This is a genomic window from Paraburkholderia phenazinium (assembly GCF_900100735.1).
Classification (GTDB): Bacteria; Pseudomonadota; Gammaproteobacteria; order Burkholderiales; family Burkholderiaceae; genus Paraburkholderia; species Paraburkholderia phenazinia.
The window spans coordinates 85885-101140 of sequence record NZ_FNCJ01000008.1; the positions used below are offsets into that span (position 1 = coordinate 85885).

The 15256-nt window shown below is 63.2% G+C and carries 13 protein-coding genes and 1 pseudogene; 5 read left to right on the forward strand and 9 right to left on the reverse strand.

Annotated elements, in window-relative coordinates; genetic code table 11:
• The first annotated feature begins 10 nt into the window (after nt 1–10).
• On the forward strand, nt 11–1459 hold the full coding sequence (locus BLQ92_RS18965) for a sigma-54-dependent transcriptional regulator (RefSeq protein WP_090686077.1): 1449 nt from the start codon (nt 11–13) through the stop codon (nt 1457–1459).
• 73 nt (nt 1460–1532) lie between these two features.
• Here BLQ92_RS18965 and BLQ92_RS18970 read toward each other — a convergent pair whose 3' ends face one another.
• A complete protein-coding gene (locus BLQ92_RS18970; RefSeq protein WP_090686078.1) occupies nt 1533–2699 on the reverse strand; it encodes a patatin-like phospholipase family protein in 1167 nt (388 codons plus the stop codon).
• 304 nt (nt 2700–3003) lie between these two features.
• Between BLQ92_RS18970 and BLQ92_RS18975 the strand changes: the two genes are divergently transcribed.
• Complete coding sequence (locus BLQ92_RS18975) at nt 3004–5529, forward strand: mechanosensitive ion channel family protein (RefSeq protein WP_090686079.1); 2526 nt, start codon at nt 3004–3006, stop codon at nt 5527–5529.
• Between the two features lie 2 nt (nt 5530–5531).
• Here the strand turns inward: BLQ92_RS18975 and BLQ92_RS18980 are convergent, their stop codons facing one another.
• On the reverse strand, nt 5532–7856 hold the full coding sequence (locus BLQ92_RS18980; RefSeq protein ID WP_090686080.1) for an ATP-dependent DNA helicase: 2325 nt from the start codon (nt 7854–7856) through the stop codon (nt 5532–5534).
• On the reverse strand, nt 7853–9634 hold the full coding sequence (locus tag BLQ92_RS18985) for a VRR-NUC domain-containing protein (protein ID WP_090686081.1): 1782 nt from the start codon (nt 9632–9634) through the stop codon (nt 7853–7855). The genes BLQ92_RS18980 and BLQ92_RS18985 overlap by 4 nt, the downstream gene beginning before the upstream one ends.
• A 281-nt stretch (nt 9635–9915) precedes the next feature.
• Here BLQ92_RS18985 and BLQ92_RS18990 point away from each other — a divergent pair, with 281 nt between their 5' ends.
• A complete protein-coding gene (locus BLQ92_RS18990; RefSeq protein ID WP_090686082.1) occupies nt 9916–10449 on the forward strand; it encodes a DinB family protein in 534 nt (177 codons plus the stop codon).
• A gap of 34 nt (nt 10450–10483) precedes the next feature.
• On the opposite strand, the gene BLQ92_RS18995 is transcribed toward BLQ92_RS18990, so the two are convergent.
• Entirely contained in the window at nt 10484–11233 is a 750-nt protein-coding gene (locus BLQ92_RS18995; protein ID WP_244106273.1) for a LysR substrate-binding domain-containing protein, read from the reverse strand.
• On the opposite strand from BLQ92_RS18995, the pseudogene BLQ92_RS19000 reads away from it, so the two are divergent.
• Both BLQ92_RS19000 and BLQ92_RS19005 read left to right on the forward strand, forming a co-directional pair.
• Nucleotides 11205–11408 (forward strand): annotated as a pseudogene (locus BLQ92_RS19000) (oxidoreductase); the annotation flags it as partial. The gene BLQ92_RS18995 and the pseudogene BLQ92_RS19000 sit on opposite strands and share 29 nt — an antisense overlap.
• 83 nt (nt 11409–11491) lie before the next feature.
• The gene (locus BLQ92_RS19005) at nt 11492–12055 is read left to right on the forward strand and encodes a class I SAM-dependent methyltransferase (RefSeq protein ID WP_090686083.1); all 564 of its coding nucleotides are present in this window, start codon (nt 11492–11494) and stop codon (nt 12053–12055) included.
• A 58-nt stretch (nt 12056–12113) separates the two neighbouring features.
• On the opposite strand, the gene BLQ92_RS19010 is transcribed toward BLQ92_RS19005, so the two are convergent.
• From BLQ92_RS19010 to BLQ92_RS19030, 5 genes are all read right to left on the reverse strand, one after another.
• On the reverse strand, nt 12114–12713 hold the full coding sequence (locus BLQ92_RS19010) for a class I SAM-dependent methyltransferase (protein ID WP_090686084.1): 600 nt from the start codon (nt 12711–12713) through the stop codon (nt 12114–12116).
• Nucleotides 12714–12771: 58 nt separating this feature from the next.
• Complete coding sequence (locus BLQ92_RS19015; protein ID WP_090686085.1) at nt 12772–13188, reverse strand: DUF1801 domain-containing protein; 417 nt, start codon at nt 13186–13188, stop codon at nt 12772–12774.
• Between the two features lie 29 nt (nt 13189–13217).
• A complete protein-coding gene (locus BLQ92_RS19020; protein WP_090686086.1) occupies nt 13218–13628 on the reverse strand; it encodes an SRPBCC family protein in 411 nt (136 codons plus the stop codon).
• Complete coding sequence (locus BLQ92_RS19025; protein WP_090686087.1) at nt 13625–13948, reverse strand: ArsR/SmtB family transcription factor; 324 nt, start codon at nt 13946–13948, stop codon at nt 13625–13627. Before BLQ92_RS19025 ends, BLQ92_RS19020 begins: the two co-directional genes overlap by 4 nt.
• Nucleotides 13949–14124: 176 nt before the next feature.
• Nucleotides 14125–15165, reverse strand: a complete 1041-nt coding sequence (locus tag BLQ92_RS19030) for a helix-turn-helix domain-containing protein (RefSeq protein ID WP_090686088.1) — start codon at nt 15163–15165, stop codon at nt 14125–14127.
• Nucleotides 15166–15256 lie beyond the last annotated feature (91 nt).

Sequence of the window (15256 nt, forward strand, 5' to 3'; positions counted from 1 at the left end):
CGGGGGTAACATGAACGTCTCTGACACGCCGCATGACATTGAGCGCACTGTGCTGTGCGTTTCCGCCAGGCCCGACGAAATTCTCGCCAAGTTCCTCTCCGCGTGCGGCTGGCAGGTGGTCCATGCCAAAACCACCGCCATCGCCGAGCGCATGATCGAGCGGGACAATATCAAGGTCGGCCTGATCGAATTGCCGGAAGACTGTACGACCCAGTATCTGTCGGCCCTCGAGACATGCATGCGGCGCGGCGAGGCCAACTGGGTCGCGCAGATCGCCCCGGGCCAGGCCGAGAACGAACTGGTAGGCCGTTTTATCCTCGACTATTGCTTCGATTTCGTCACCCGCCCGTGCCTGAACGAGCGGCTCCTCTTCACGCTGGGCCATGCCCATGGCCTGTCGAACCTGCGCAAGGCCCGCGTCACGCCGGAGCCTTCGATGGGCCGGCACGAGATGGTCGGTCAGTGCGAGGCGATGCTGCAGCTCTACCGGCACATCGATAAGTGCGCAGCCACGGATGCGCCGGTGTTTGTCGCCGGCGAATCGGGCACCGGCAAGGAATTGACGGCGCGCGCCATCCACGTGCGCTCGTCGCGCTCCGCTCAGGCCTTCGTGGCGATCAACTGCGCGGCGATTCCACCTACCTTGCTGCAAGCCGAACTGTTCGGCCACGAACGCGGCGCCTTTACCGGCGCGGTGCAGCGCAAGACCGGGCGGATCGAAAGCGCGCACCAGGGCACGCTGTTTCTCGACGAAATCGGCGACATGCCGCACGAGTGCCAGGCGGTGCTGCTGCGCTTCCTGCAGGAAGGCACGATCGAGCGGCTCGGCGGCAGCAGCGAGATCAAGGTGGATGTGCGGGTTATCTCGGCCACCCACGTCGATCTGGAGAAGGCCGTCGAAGACGGGCGCTTCCGTTCCGACCTGTATCACCGCCTCTGCGTGCTGCGGCTGATCGAACCGCCGCTGCGCGAGCGGGGTGGCGATATCAAGCTGCTGGCGAACTATGCGCTCAGCATGTACAAGCAAGACGGCGCCCGCAAGATTCGCGGCTTTTCGAGCGATGCGGTCGTCGCAATGTCCAACTATGCGTGGCCCGGCAACGTGCGCGAACTGATCAATTGCGTGCGGCGTGCGGTCGTCATGAGCGAAGGACGGTTTATCACCGCTGCCGATCTCGGCTTGCCGCAATCCGCCAATGCGCCGGCCGTGACGCTGGCCGAAATTCGCAGCAAGGCAGAGAAGGATGCGATCGAGCAGGCCTTGCAGCGGCACGGCTACAAACTCTCGGAGGCGGCAGCCGATCTGGGCGTCTCGCGCGCCACGCTGTACCGGCTGATACATGCTAATCGCATCAATCAGGAAGGGGCCGCGGGCCGCGCGTCGGCAGACGCAGGGGCGCCGCAGGACGACGAAGAGAGTGAGCGGGAGTTACCCTCGCTCACTGTGTCGCATCATTGAACGAGCTGATTGAACCCGAAAGCCGCAGACGGCCGCGTACGTTCCTTGCGGCTTACCAGCGCCGCTGCGGCGCTCAGCGAGCAGTGGGATCGGCCTCGGGATCCGAGCGGTACACGGCAATGCCTTCCATCGGATCGGGCGGCTCGCGCCACGGCGCCTTCTCCAGCATGCGTACGGTGTTCTCGTAACCGGCCTTCCAGCGCCGCTGGATACCGCCCGCGGAGAAATCGATGTCCTTGTGCAGGTCGTCGCCTGTGAGGCGCGGCGCGTCGAGTTCGATCACCTGCATGGTGGTGCCGCAGCCCCAGCCGAGCAACTCCCTCACCTCTGCGGCGTCGCGCTGCTCGGCGGGAATGTAGTGCTCCAGTTCGCGAATCACGTGCCGCAGCCGGTGGATCTGCTTCTGCCGCTCGAGGTGGCTCTCGGCCCGGCTCGAATACTGAATGTCGCGTTGCCGGCTCATGGCCTGCCAGACCGACTTCGGTTCCGGTCCATGCGCCGGCCACAACTGCACCGCAAAAATCACCGAATCGCGCCGCGGATGGTCGTCGAGCACGGCTTCGAGCGGGGTATTGGAGTAGATGCCGCCGTCCCACCAGGTCTCGCCTTCCAGCCGCACGGACGGAAAACCTGGCGGAAACGCAGCCGACGCCATGATATGGTCGACATCGAGCGGCGCGTCGCGGTTCGTGAAGTAACGCATGCGCCCGCTGCCGACGCTCACCGCGCCCACGGTCAAACGGGTCTGCTGGTTGTTCAGGTAAGCGAAATCGATCAGCGAGAGCAGCGTCTCGCGCAGCGGCTGCGTCGAATACAAGGCCGCCGGCCACATGCCGTCCGGTTCATGCAGGCCAAGCAAGGCGCTGGGGCGCGGCGCGAAGAATGCCGGGATGCCGCGCGTCATGATCGACACGTTGCGCAGCCAGGCGTCGAGGAAGGGCAGCCAGCCGGCGGTGGCGCTACCGTGATAGGCCACCTGATCCCAGAAGTGCTTGAGGCGCTCGATACGCTGTTCGGGTGGATTGCCGGCGATGATCGCACCGTTGATCGCCCCAATCGACGTGCCGATGACCCATTCGGGCTCGATCTGCGCTTCATGCAGTGCTTCGTACACACCGGCCTGATAAGCCCCGAGCGCCCCGCCGCCCTGCAGAACGAAGACCACCTGGCCCGGCAGAGTCCCGCAAGCCGCTTGCCCGGGCGCGCCGGCGGCATGGTCGTCAGGTGCTTGCGTCGCCATGGTGTTTCTCCGTGGGTGGAGCGTCGATAATGGCACGCGTGCATGACAACACGCAATGCAGGAACACCCCTCGTGGACGGCGCGCTCGGCGCACCGCGCGGTCCGGGACGGGCATAATCGACGCCTGAGCCCTGCTTACGATTCACCGACATAACCGGGGGAGTGACTGATTGATACCCGATCCGTCCCCGTCGTGCGGAACTTGTGTAGCTGGGCCGCTGTCGTCTTATATCTCCGTCATTTCGGCCGAACCGGCCTGTATCCGGACGGCGCCGCGCCGCACGGCCGTCCTGCTGATTCCCCTATGCGCAAACTACTTGTCGTCTGGTTTCTGATTCTGTGCGCCGTACCGGCCCTTGCCGCACCTGCGCAGCCCGCCGCAGCCGCGCCCCATCCTGCTGTCACGCTGACGCCGGAGCAGGCCCGCGAGGCGCTGGCCGTCCTCAACGATCCGCAACGGCGGGCGCAGATCGAGGACACGCTGCATGCGATCGCCGCTGCCGGTGCGCTCAGCGCCCCCGCGCCTGCCTCTGCCGCAGCGCTCGCTTCCGCGCCGGCGGCGGCAAGCGGCGCGGCCGCCACGGTCCATGAGGCGTTCGAGTCGAATGGCCTGGCCTCGCAACTGGCGCGCCAAGGTGCACATGGCGCCGTGCAGGTAGCGCTCGCGCTGCGCCGCTCGTTGGCGGCCCTGCTGGACATGTCGTCCGTGCGGTTCTGGTGGACCGATCTGATGAGCAGCCCGCAACATCGGGCGGAGCTGGGCAGCATTGTGCTGACGCTGCTGGGCGCCCTGCTGCCCGCTCTCGCGCTCGAGTGGCTGGCACGCCGCCTGCTACGGCGCGCTATTCACGCACTGGCGATCCGCCGCAACGTCGATCCGCGTGAGCTGTTCTTCGACGAACCCTCCGAGGTCACGCAGGCGGCCGACGCTGCGGCCTCTGCGGCAGCGACAGCGACAGCGGCAGCAGCCGCTCCCGCTGCACCGCCGTCGAGCGACACGTCGGTCAAGCGCCACGCCGCGCATCACTACTCGCTGCTGCGCCGTTTGCCGCGCGCCGCATTGCGCATGCTGGTCCGGTTCGTACCGCTCGCCGTATTCATCGGCGCAGCGAGCCTGCTGATGTCTATCCTCACCGACGACGGCACACCGCAAGACCACGCGCTCGATTCGATCATCGACATCTACGTCCTGTGCCGCCTGATCGTGATCGTCAGCGGCTTCTTCCTGCAGCCCGACGCCCCACGTCTGCGTCTGCTGCAGATGGGCACCACGTGGGCGGCCTTTACACAGCGCTGGGTGGTAACGATCGTCAGCGTGGTCGGCGCCGGCTCGGCGCTCGCCGAAACCGCGGTGGCGCTCGGCCTCAACGAAGCGGCCCATCTCGCATTGATGAAGGTAGTCGCACTGATCGGCCACGTCATGATCTCGCTGCTGATCCTGCAATGCCGCCGGCCGGTTGCCCGACGCATCCGGGCCCATTGTGCCGCGAGCCGTTCTCTGGCGGTGTTCGGCAATGCACTGGCCGACTCGTGGGCTACCGTCAGCGTGTTCGCGGTAATGGCGCTGTGGTTCGTGTGGGCGCTCGACGTGCGCAACGGCTATCACGCGCTGGTGCATCTCGGCGGCATCTCGATTGCGGTGCTGGTCGGCGCACGAGTCCTGTCGATCGTGATCTTCGGCGCGCTTGCGCGGCTGTTCGACAGCCAGGACGGCCAGACCAACGACTCCCTCGTGCATCAACACGCGTACCGCTATTACCCGTTGCTGCGCCGCATCGTCTCGTCGGTGGTCGGCGCCGCTACGGTGCTCGTCCTGCTGCAGGTGTGGGATGCGAACGTGCGGGTGCTGTTCGAAAGCGGCACCATCGGCCACCGGCTCGCTTCCGCGCTCATTACGATTGCGGTGGCCGCCGGCGTCGCGCTGTTCGTCTGGGAAGCGGCCAATGTCGCCGTCGAGCGACGTCTGCACAAGTGGACCACCGCCGGCGATCTGGTGCGCGCCGCCCGCTTGCGCACGCTGTTACCAATGCTACGCAGCCTGCTGTTCGTCGTGATCGCGCTGGTGGTGGTGCTGACCGGCCTCAGCGAACTCGGCGTGAACATCGGGCCGCTGCTCGCCGGCGCCAGTATCTTCGGTGTGGCGCTCGGCTTCGGTTCGCAAAAGCTGGTGCAGGATTTCATCACCGGGATCTTCCTGCTGATGGAGAACGCCATGCAGGTAGGCGACTGGGTGACGCTCGCCGGCGTATCGGGCACGGTCGAATATCTGTCGATCCGCACCGTGCGGCTACGCGGCGGCGACGGCTCGCTCTACACGGTGCCGTTCAGTTCGGTGTCGACGGTCAACAACACCAATCGCGGCCTCGGCAACGCGGCGGTCAAGGTCAGCATCATCTATGGCCAGGATGTAGAGCTGGCGATTGCGACGCTCAAGGAAATCGGTGCGTCGTTGCGCGACGACCCGCAGTTCAAGGACGGCATTCTGTCCGACTTCGCATTCTGGGGCGTGGATTCGGTGGACGGCGCCGCGGTCACGCTGACCGGGCAGATCCAGTGCCGCGACAGCGGACGCTGGGGGGTGCAGCGCGAATTCAACCGGCGCGTACTCGACCTGTTTCAGGCACGCGGCATCCAGATCGCCAATCCGCAGCGGACGGTGTTCGTGCGGGGCGATGCTCAGGCGGCGACGGCGGAGCCGCAAGAGACGGCTGCAGGAGATCCGCTTGCGTCTGAGGCGCCGGCGGCAGCGCCAAGCTCAACACCCGCGCCGACACCAGCGCCAGCAGCGGCGCAAGTGCAGGCAGATTCGCCGAAGCGCTCCGCTTCCTGAGCTTACGGCACCTGCCACCAGCGGGGCAGCAAGCGGCGCACCTCGGGGCGGCGGTAGCGGTCGTCGATCAGATGGACGACGCCTACATCCTGCTCCGTGCGAATCACCCGCCCCGCTGCCTGCACTACCTTCTGCAGGCCCGGATACAGATACATGTAGTCGTAGCCGTTGCCGAACTTCGCCTCCATGGTGCGGCGCATCTGCTCGTTGACGTCGTTCATCTGCGGCAGGCCGAGCGTGGCGATAAAGGCGCCGATCAGTTGTTCGCCCACCAGGTCGACGCCCTCCGAAAACGCCCCGCCCAGCACCGCAAAGCCGACACCGCGGCCCATCGCTCTGAAGCGCGCCAGAAAGGCTTCGCGCGCGGCCTCGTCCATGCCCTGCTCTTGCACCCACACCGGCAGCTCCGGATAACGTTCGCGCATCAACGCCACCACGCGCTGCAGATAATCGAAACTGCTCAGGAAACCCAGGTAATTGCCGGGCTGGGCGGCGTACTGCTGCGCGATCAGATCGACGATCGGTACGAGCGAGCGCTCGCGGTCGCGCCAGCGGGTCGACACGTGACCGGCCACGTGCACCTTCAGTTGCTCCGCGCGAAACGGCCCCTCGACGTCGAGCCAGCGCGTCTCTTCCGGCAGCCCGAGCGTATCGCGATAGAAATGATGCGGGCTGAGCGTGCCCGAGAACATCACCGTGGTGCGCGCCGCTGCATAGCGCGGGGCGAGGAACGGCGCGGGAATCACGTTGCGTACGCACAGGGTCGAGGCGGTTTTCGGACGGGCGGCAAAGCGGTCCGGCGCGAGCGTTGCGTCGAACACCGAGTGCTCGCCGAACTGCTCGGCGAGCGAGACGAAATGCATCGCGTCGAAATAGAAACGCAGTTGGGTTTCGTCGATCGACAGCGGCGCTTCGGCTAGCTGCTCGGTGACCGCGCCGATCAGGTTTTGCGCAGCGCTCAACAGACGCGGCGGAATGTCCGGATGCACCTGGTAGGCATCGGTCTGCGCACGATTCAAGGCATTCCACTCGCGGTTCAGCCGTTCGAGCGGCTTGCGCAGCCCAGCGGGTGCGCTCTTACGGGCGGCCCGGAACGCCGTTTGTTCCAGCGAAGCCGTGTACATGCGACGCGCCCGGTCGAGCAGGTTGTGCGCTTCGTCGACCAGCACCGCGACCCGCCACTGGTTCATCTGCGTGAGCGCATACAGCAGCGCGCTGCTGTCGTAGTAGTAGTTGTAGTCGCCCACCACCACGTCGCTCCAGCGCGCGAGTTCCTGTGCGAGATAGTACGGACAGACGTCATGCGCGAGCGCCGCCGTGCGGACCGCCGCCCGGTCCAGGCGATTCCCGGCCAGCGCCATGCTGCGGGCGGCGTCGAGTCGGTCGTAGAAGCCGCGAGCGAGCGGGCAAGAGTCGCCGTGGCAGGCCTTGTCGGGGTGCTCGCAAGCTTTGTCGCGGGCGACCAGTTCCAGCGTGCGTAGCGGTAGAGGTGACGTGGCGGCGGGGCTCGTGGCGGCGGTGTCGAGGCTTGCAGCAGCGTCCGCTGCGGACGCGGCGCTGGCGTGCAGCGTCTCGATCGCATCCAGCGCGAGGGCACGCCCCGGCGTTTTCGCGGTCAGGAAGAAGATCCGCTCCACCTGATCCTCGGCGCAAGCCTTCAACAGCGGAAAAATCGTCGCAAGCGTCTTGCCGATGCCGGTTGGCGCTTGCGCCATCAGATTCTGCCCGTCGCGCGCGGCACGATAGGCGGAGACCGCCAGCTCACGCTGACCACTGCGGAACTGGCCATGCGGAAACGCCAGCGTGCTCAAGGCTGCGTTGCGTGCGCTGCGGTGCGCTTCCTCTTGCATCGCCCACCCGATAAACCGTTCGCACTGCTCGACAAAGAACGCCTCCAGCGCAGCCGCACTATGCAACTGCGTCAGGATGGTTTCCTTCTGGCTGGCGATGTCGAAGTACACCAGCGCGACGTGCAGTTCGGCAAGCCCGCGTGTCTGGCACAGCAGATGCCCGTAGACGAGCGCCTGGGCCCAATGCAGCACGCGATGATTGTCCGGCATCGCCTCGAGATCGCCGCGATAGGTCTTGACCTCCTCGAGCCGGTTGAGCCTGGCATCGTAGCCGTCGGCCCGGCCGCGCACGCTCAGGCTGCGGTGCGTGCCGGCGAGTGTGATTTCCGCTTCGTAGCCGCTGCCGCGCCGCGAAGCCACGGTGGCGTGCCCGGCAATCCCTTCCGACGCCGTGGGCGCAGGGGTAAAGCGCAGGTCGAGATCGCCCCGCCGCGCGGTGAACTCGCACATCGCCCGCACCGCCACCACGTAGCTCATGCGGCAGCCTCGTCGCCGGTTGCAAGTGCGTCGTCGGCCCAGCGAACGTCGAGCACCCGCACCGGCATGCTGTGCTGTGCGCAGTATTCCAGCCAACGGATCTGGTTGTCCTGCAGACGATCGCCTGGGCCCTTCACCTCGATCAACTCGTAGCGCCGCTCGGCCGGCCAGAATCGCACCAGATCGGGCAGACCGGAGCGGTTGCTGCGGATATCGCGCAGTAAGCGCTCGAACCACAGTTTCAGATGCGCGGCCGGCAGACGGTCGAGTGCCTGCGTGATCAGTTCGGGTGTGAGGACACCCCAGAACACAAACGGCGACTGCAGCCCGGCTTTGCTCTCGAGGTGCCGCAGGATCGTCTCGCGATATACCCCTGTGTCGAGCTGCGCGAGGCAGGCGTCGAACTGGGCGGCGCGGCGCGTATGGAAATCGGGCGCATGGAGATCGGCTGGGCCGCGCTGGAACGGATGGAAGAACGCACCCGGAATCGCCGCAAAAACCGGCTCCCAGCACAGCAGACCGAAAAGCGAGTTGATCAGCGCGTTCTCGACGTAATGGACCGGCGCCTCTGCGCTGCTCAGGTGGTCGCGCGCCGCATATTCGACGGCAAACGGTGCGGCGGGCCTCACCAATACCAGCGCACTGCGCTCGATGCGGCGCGCCACAGCTGCCTTCGCAACTGGGTGGCCCAAGCGGCGCTGCAAGCGCGGCAGCATGCGCACCACGCGCTGCCGCTCCTCTTCGCTTTCCGGCGCTTCGGCTCCCTGCAACGCCAGCGTCAAAGCCGCCTCGAAACGGCCGCAGCGCTCCAGCACCCGCATGCGCCGATGACGTGCCCCCGGCCACCTGCAAGCGCCATAGACGGTGAGCGCCGTGTCCCACTGCTGATAACGCTCGCAATGCTGGCCGATGAGAAACAGCAGCTTGGCGCGGCGAGTTTCGAGCCACGGGTTGGTGGTTTCGATGGCGTGGATTTCGGCAAGCAACGGCTCGATGGGTTCGCCCTCCGCAAGCGTTTCAAGCGTTTCCCGGCAGGCTTGCAAGGCGAGATAGCCATCCACATCTGCACGCTGACGGAAGGCCCGCGACGACGGTGCGAAGGCCACCGTTTCGTACTGGAACACGCCGAGGTCGGCGAGGACGAATTCCGACCAGTCCTGGTGCATGTTGCCGAAGAACATTAGCCGCAGACGCTCGCACAGCGGCGCGATGGCGACATGGAAAACCTGGTCGGTGGACTGCGGGTTCCAGACATCAAAGGGACGCGGGTCGCCGTGCGTGGCTCGCAGCCCGTCGAGCAAATCCGACTTGCGGCTACCCTTGCGCGCGAGGATGCCGGCGAACATCTGCACTAGCTCGGGGCGGGTGGCGAGCGCGAACAACTCATCGAGACTCAGGTGCGGCGCGGGATCGATCCAGCCGAGCGCGACCAGCGGCGCAGCGGCGTGCAGCGGACAGCCGATCTCCTCGTAGCTCAGGCGGCTCGCCCTGAACAACGTGCCTTTGCGCATCAGCATTCGGACCAGCAAGGCCCGTGAGGTTTGGGGCAGGCTGCGGAAGGCTTCGAGGAAACTGCGTTCGTCAGGGCTAAAGATGTCGTCATAGCGCCCGGCGAGCCATGCCAGCGCCCGCTCGAAATTCAGCAGGTAGTACAGGGCGGCGGGCGAGACGGGTTGCGGCGCGGAGGAGGTTCCGGAGACGTTAGCAGTAGCCGAAGGCGCGCCGGCGACAGCGAAAGGAACCTCAGCAGGAGCGACGGAAGGCGCGTCAGGGAGCATCTGTCACCAAAGGCAATCACGGGGGCTGTATGTTTATACAGTAATGATAGCAAAACCGGTGGGATGGGCGCACCTTCGCGAGGTACGCCGTAGCGGTAGAAGAATCCAGAACGCGAGTTCATGCCGCGACGCTTGCCAGTACCTCGGCCCTGAAAATAGCTTGGCGCGGCTTGTTTCGCAGCGCAACTGCAAGATCGGAAACGCGAGTAGACATGTGAGATCTCTCCCGAAATAATGTGGGAGCCAAGCTCACATTTTGTTCGAATCAGGAGAGTGACACGATGGGTGTAAGTGAATTGCTGCTGAAGATGTTCCGCTATCAGGCGTGGGCCAATGGCGAGCTCCTCGATGCAATGGATAGCGTGAGCGCAGAGCGTCATCCTGCGGAACTGCATCTTGCCATCCGCTTGATGAATCATTGCCTGGTGGTGAACAGGATCTTCGTCGCTCATCTCACAGGCGAACCTCATCACTTCCAGGCGGACAATACGCCGGACACCCCAGATCTCGCAGAACTGCGTGCTAACCTGGCGGCGACAGACCAGTGGTACCTTGACTACCTGCGGACGGTTACACCGGCGATGCTGTCCGAATCTGTTGCGTTTGCCTTCACCGATGGCGACAATGGGTATATGACGCGCGAAGAAATGCTGACCCATGTCGTGACCCATGGCGGTTATCACCGCGGTGAGGCAGGACGGATTCTGGTTCAGATTTCCAAAAGCTCGGAACAAGGCATCAAATTGCCTTGGGACACCTATGCCGTGCATCTGCATAGGACAGAGCCCACGCGCCGGTTGCGTGGTGCGGCGTAATCTATTGAAGGTACAAAGGTCTGCTACGTTTCCTCTAACGAGACTCCCACTTGGCCCATTCGCGCACGGCCTGCGAAAACAGCCTGAGCGTGGTCGGCGAATGTCGATTGGCCGGATAGTAGAGACACAAGCCCGGTAACGAAGGGCTCCAGTCAGGAAGCAGATGCACCAGTCGGCCAGACGCGAGGTGCTCCACCACGTGATACTCCGGAACCCACGCAATGCCGATGGCGGCCAGCGCGGCATCGACCATCAGGTTCGTATTGCCAAGCGTCATCGGACCGTCAACGTCGATGCTGGCGCTGCTGCCCCGGCGTTCCAGATCCCAGCGATAGAGCGTGCCGCTCGCAAACCGGAAACGGATGCACCTATGCTGCTTCAGGTCCTGCGGGGTTTTCGGCGGTTTGTGGTGCGAAAGATAAGCCGGTGACGCGACTGCGGCGAAGCGGAACCCGGGGCCGAATTCGACGGCAATCATATCGCGCGGCACGTCGCCAAGAACCCGGATGCCGGCATCAAAACCGTCGGCGACGATATCCACGAGCCGGGTGTCCACGACAATTTCGACGTGGATGCCGGGATAAGCGGCCAGAAAATCCGGCAGGACATGACGAACCAGCGGTTTGGCCCCGGCTTCGGCGGCGCTGATCCGTATCGATCCAGATGGCCGGTCGCCTGCCGAGGCCACTTCGTTGATTCCATCTTCCAGGTCGGCCAGCGCCGGGCCGACTCGCCGCAGCAGATGCTCGCCAGCCTCGGTTATCTCTCCATGCGCCGTGGCCACCGAACTCCCGAGCAGTATCACTGAGCCCGGCGTCGCCGGATTTGTGCAAAAATTCTACGAAGACATCGCGATCCCGGCCGAATCTTTCGCCCGCGCGGTGGCCTTCGCAATTAGCCAGCCGCCGGAAGTGGATGTGAACGAAATCCTGTTCCGCCCTACTCGTCAGGAAGGCTAAGCGCATTGCACCGATAGAACGCCGTCACCTCGGCTGACGAATTGACGGCACTTGAAAAGCACATAGCGAACCGGCAACCCGCCATGTCAGATATCGTTTCGTTTCTGGCGATCTTCGTCGTCACCACTGCTTGTTTATCGCTCATTGTCGTTCAGCTATTGACGGGCGTCCCTTCGCTTTCCTTGAGCGCGTCTGAAGCCGCTGACGCCATTGCGCTATTGAAAGACGCGAACCTTCCGCAACGGGCGGTCATCTATGAGCTAGGCAGCGGCTGGGGCGCGCTTGTGATCGCTTTGGCACGCGCGTTCCCGAATGCCGAGGTGCGAGGCATCGAAATATCGCCTCTGCCCTACCTGGTGGCTCGGTTCCGGACCCGCAAGATGCCGAATGTTTCGCTGATATGGGGAGACTTCAACAAGCGCGACCTGGCAGATGCCGATGCAGTGACCTGCTATTTGATGCGCAATCCGATGGTTAAGCTGGCCAACCTGCTCGACGGAATGTTAAAGCCCGGCACACGGGTCGTATCGGTTGCGTTCTGGTTTCGCGGTCGTCAGGTGGCCGCCACCCGGCAAGGACGCATGCGCGGAGCGGTCGCTTTGTATCACTGGCCGGCGATTAAGCCTGATTGGCGATACAACGATTGAAGAGCCGTAGCGTCTGCGGGCATCGCGGTGCGGATGACGATACTTCCAGATCCCACTGCTACCTCCTCAACCCAACAAAGCTCCAACTCACATCCGCTCTCCCAAGCATATCCTCGCGACTGCTGCAATGATGCTTGTGCAGTCCAGCCCGCATCCCAAGCGCGACCGTCTCGTCCGCGGACACATCGAACATGCGCCGCCCAACCGGCACTGGGCCATGCCTGAGAGACATAATCACCAGGCCACCCTCATCCAGCAACTCCGCAATCGCGAACATAGCTATTTCGCGCTCCGACGCATCGAGATGCATCCAGACGGCAGTCAGCAAGATCAGATCAAATCGCTGACGCCTGCCGCGCATGACATGCAGCATAGGCAACTGATCATCAACCCATTCGAGATTCGCAAGCGCGTGAAGCCGTTGCCCTTCGCTCCTCAACTCCGGCGTTGGTTCGACTGCTACGACCTGATGCCCAAGCTTGGCAAGCGCCGCTGCATCGCGGCCGGAACCGGCCCCGATGTCGAGCACGTGACTGGCTTTCAGAGGGATCAAGTGAATCACATCCCTATGAACATCCTCGAATTTAATGCTTTCATACTGGATGGCCAGCTTCGCCGCCTCGGCGCCATATCCCGCGGTCCCTGCTATATCGCTCATGGAATCTCTTGGATTGAGACGTACTATCGGCTAAAGATAAAGTTGAGGCCCGCCAACCTCACGCCTCTTCGCTCTTTGCTTTCGCTCGGGAACGCGCTGGCGCGTTCTTCTTCAATTTGAGCTGGTTGTATTCAATAGCGGCAAGGACGAGCTTTTTTAGCGCACGCTCATTCACCTCGTCACCCTCGAAAAAATCGATCGCCCGCCTCGCGTTGCCTTCAAGGCCCGCGTTAAAGAGCTTGTCGGGATCCGGCAAGCCCGCCCCGTGCGCAAAAGTAACCTTCACCTTCCCTTTATGGGCATTCGCGACCGCAATCATTCCGTCGCGAGACCACACCGGACTTCCCATCCACTTCCATTCCTCGACGATGTCTCGATCGGCCGCGAGGATAGTCTTGCGGACAGTAGCGAACGTTTTGCCACGCCAGTCTGTAATTCCTGCGATCAGTTGGTCGATTTGTTCCGAAGGCTTCATTGGATCTCCCGTTTTTAGTTGTGCCGGCATCAATCTATCCGCGCCAACACCTGCTCAAGGTTCGCGAAGAACTTCTTCCACCCGTACCCGGCGCCATGGTACGCCTGCTGCTGATCCGGCCTGAAGCCCGACTGTTCCATGCGCAGGTGCGTCCCCGTACTCGTAGGGGTAAGAGTCCAGGTGACGACACTCTCTAGACCGTAGGCCGCCCAGGTGTAAGACAGCGTTTTGTTTGGCTCGACTACGAGAACCTCGCAGTCGACAGCGCCCCAGTCTGCACGAAGATTGAAACGGTGGCCCATGTCGGGCTTGAAGTCGCTCTTCATCAGCCACTCCTCGATCAGGTGTGGTTGAGTCAGCGCGCGCCAGATCTTTTCTGGCGGATGAGGCATCTCACGTTCGACGACGACGGAGAGCGTTTCGGTCAGCTTGTCGTTCATTGGTCCATCCTTTTCAGCAGGTCTTCGAGGAGGTCGAACCGGCTCTGCCAGAAACTGGCCATCTGACTTGTCCAGTCGAACAGTGGAGCAAGCGCGCCGAACTGTGCGCTGTAGTGTGTCTGGCGACCTTGATGGCGGTCGAGCACGAGGCCGGCTTGCTTCAAGAGCGCAAGATGCTTGGACACGGCCGGTTGCGAAACGCCGGCTTGAGCCGTCAGGGCGGCGACCGTTTGCTCTCCTTCGCGACACAAGCGTTCGAAGATAGCTCGCCGGGTCGGATCGGCGAGCGTTCTGAAGAGCATATCCTGGGCGTTCGGCATATTGAATCCATAGCCATATGGTTATGGATTAAAATACTACTGCGGAACTATCCGCATGGCAAGGAGGGATTTGGATCGAGCAAAGGCGGCGGCAGCTTGGGCGAGCGCGGCACGCTCATAGCAGGTGAAAGCACTCGCACCGCATGCGATGCGACGCGACGCGACGCGACGCGGCCTTATTGGACCGCCTCGCGCAACGACTCCGAAGGCAGCTTGCCGAATAGCTTGCGATAGTCCGTCGCGAACTGGCTCAAATGCCAGAACCCCCAATCGGCAGCAACGCCTTGCACCGTTTTCGGCAGCCGGTCCTGCGGTGAGCTCAAATCGCGCCGCACGCCATTGAGCCGGATCGCTCGCAGATACGACATGGGCGTCATGCCCAAGGTCTCTTTGAAACAGTACTGCAAGGTACGCCGGCTGACGTGAAACTGGCGGCACAACTCGGGGACCGAAACCGGGCGATTACGGTTGGCGAGGATATAGTCACGCGCCTGCATGACGATCCAATATCGATCCGATTTCGAGCGGCTTTCAGGCAGATCGTCGGTTTGCCACGAGCCCGCCAGATCGAACAACATGGCAAGGACACACGACTGCACGTTAGCGCTTGCGACAGCGGAAAGCGGCTGCGAATCTTCTTGCGCAGTCTGCAAGAGAATCGATAAGGCTTCGCACAAGTGAGCCTTGCGCGCTGCGCCGACATGGAGAATCTGCCGTCTCAGCACCTCGTCAGAAAAATCGATGCGCTCGACCTCGTGGGCATAGGTGCGTAATTCGGCTTCGTCGATCACCACGCCCAGGATCCGGTATCCGCCCGCCGTCACCAACTCGAACTCGTCCCGCCCGCGCATCACCGCGAGCGCGTCGTCCGCAATCAGATGACCGTCGATCAAACCTGGGCCATCATTTTTCAACGGAATGCCGAACCAGTAGGCATCCGAACCAACCTCGCAGGTTTGCCGCAGCGCATGACTGGTGGTTTCACAGAATACCGTCATGTCGAGCAGACATAACTCGCTCACGCTACCGGAAAAGGCACCGGGCGTCAGTTGATCGTAGGTTTGCCGCCAGCCCGAAAGATTTCTTGCTTGCTCGTCCGCATCTCTCGCGACCCTCGTGCTGACGCAAAAACCGTCTGCAAGGTCCGGCGCCGCGGCGTCCGCAATCGACGACCCATAGGATCCTTCAAGCTCTGGCTCAGCAGAAAATAAAGTCATATGCGTACTTGTCAGGTTTGAGTGCCGTTTTTACTCCACCGCTCACAGCGGGTACACTACGCCGAGGTGTGGCGCACCCCACGCGCTCCTG

What these genes read in the sequence shown, in the direction of transcription:
- BLQ92_RS18965 (WP_090686077.1), top strand. Translation starts at nt 11, where the DNA reads ATGAACGTCTCTGACACGCCGCATGACATTGAGCGCACTGTGCTGTGC.
- BLQ92_RS18970 (WP_090686078.1), bottom strand. Translation starts at nt 2,699, where the DNA reads ATGGCGACGCAAGCACCTGACGACCATGCCGCCGGCGCGCCCGGGCAA.
- BLQ92_RS18975 (WP_090686079.1), top strand. Translation starts at nt 3,004, where the DNA reads ATGCGCAAACTACTTGTCGTCTGGTTTCTGATTCTGTGCGCCGTACCG.
- BLQ92_RS18980 (WP_090686080.1), bottom strand. Translation starts at nt 7,856, where the DNA reads ATGAGCTACGTGGTGGCGGTGCGGGCGATGTGCGAGTTCACCGCGCGG.
- BLQ92_RS18985 (WP_090686081.1), bottom strand. Translation starts at nt 9,634, where the DNA reads ATGCTCCCTGACGCGCCTTCCGTCGCTCCTGCTGAGGTTCCTTTCGCT.
- BLQ92_RS18990 (WP_090686082.1), top strand. Translation starts at nt 9,916, where the DNA reads ATGGGTGTAAGTGAATTGCTGCTGAAGATGTTCCGCTATCAGGCGTGG.
- BLQ92_RS19005 (WP_090686083.1), top strand. Translation starts at nt 11,492, where the DNA reads ATGTCAGATATCGTTTCGTTTCTGGCGATCTTCGTCGTCACCACTGCT.
- BLQ92_RS19010 (WP_090686084.1), bottom strand. Translation starts at nt 12,713, where the DNA reads ATGAGCGATATAGCAGGGACCGCGGGATATGGCGCCGAGGCGGCGAAG.
- BLQ92_RS19015 (WP_090686085.1), bottom strand. Translation starts at nt 13,188, where the DNA reads ATGAAGCCTTCGGAACAAATCGACCAACTGATCGCAGGAATTACAGAC.
- BLQ92_RS19020 (WP_090686086.1), bottom strand. Translation starts at nt 13,628, where the DNA reads ATGAACGACAAGCTGACCGAAACGCTCTCCGTCGTCGTCGAACGTGAG.
- BLQ92_RS19025 (WP_090686087.1), bottom strand. Translation starts at nt 13,948, where the DNA reads ATGCCGAACGCCCAGGATATGCTCTTCAGAACGCTCGCCGATCCGACC.
- BLQ92_RS19030 (WP_090686088.1), bottom strand. Translation starts at nt 15,165, where the DNA reads ATGACTTTATTTTCTGCTGAGCCAGAGCTTGAAGGATCCTATGGGTCG.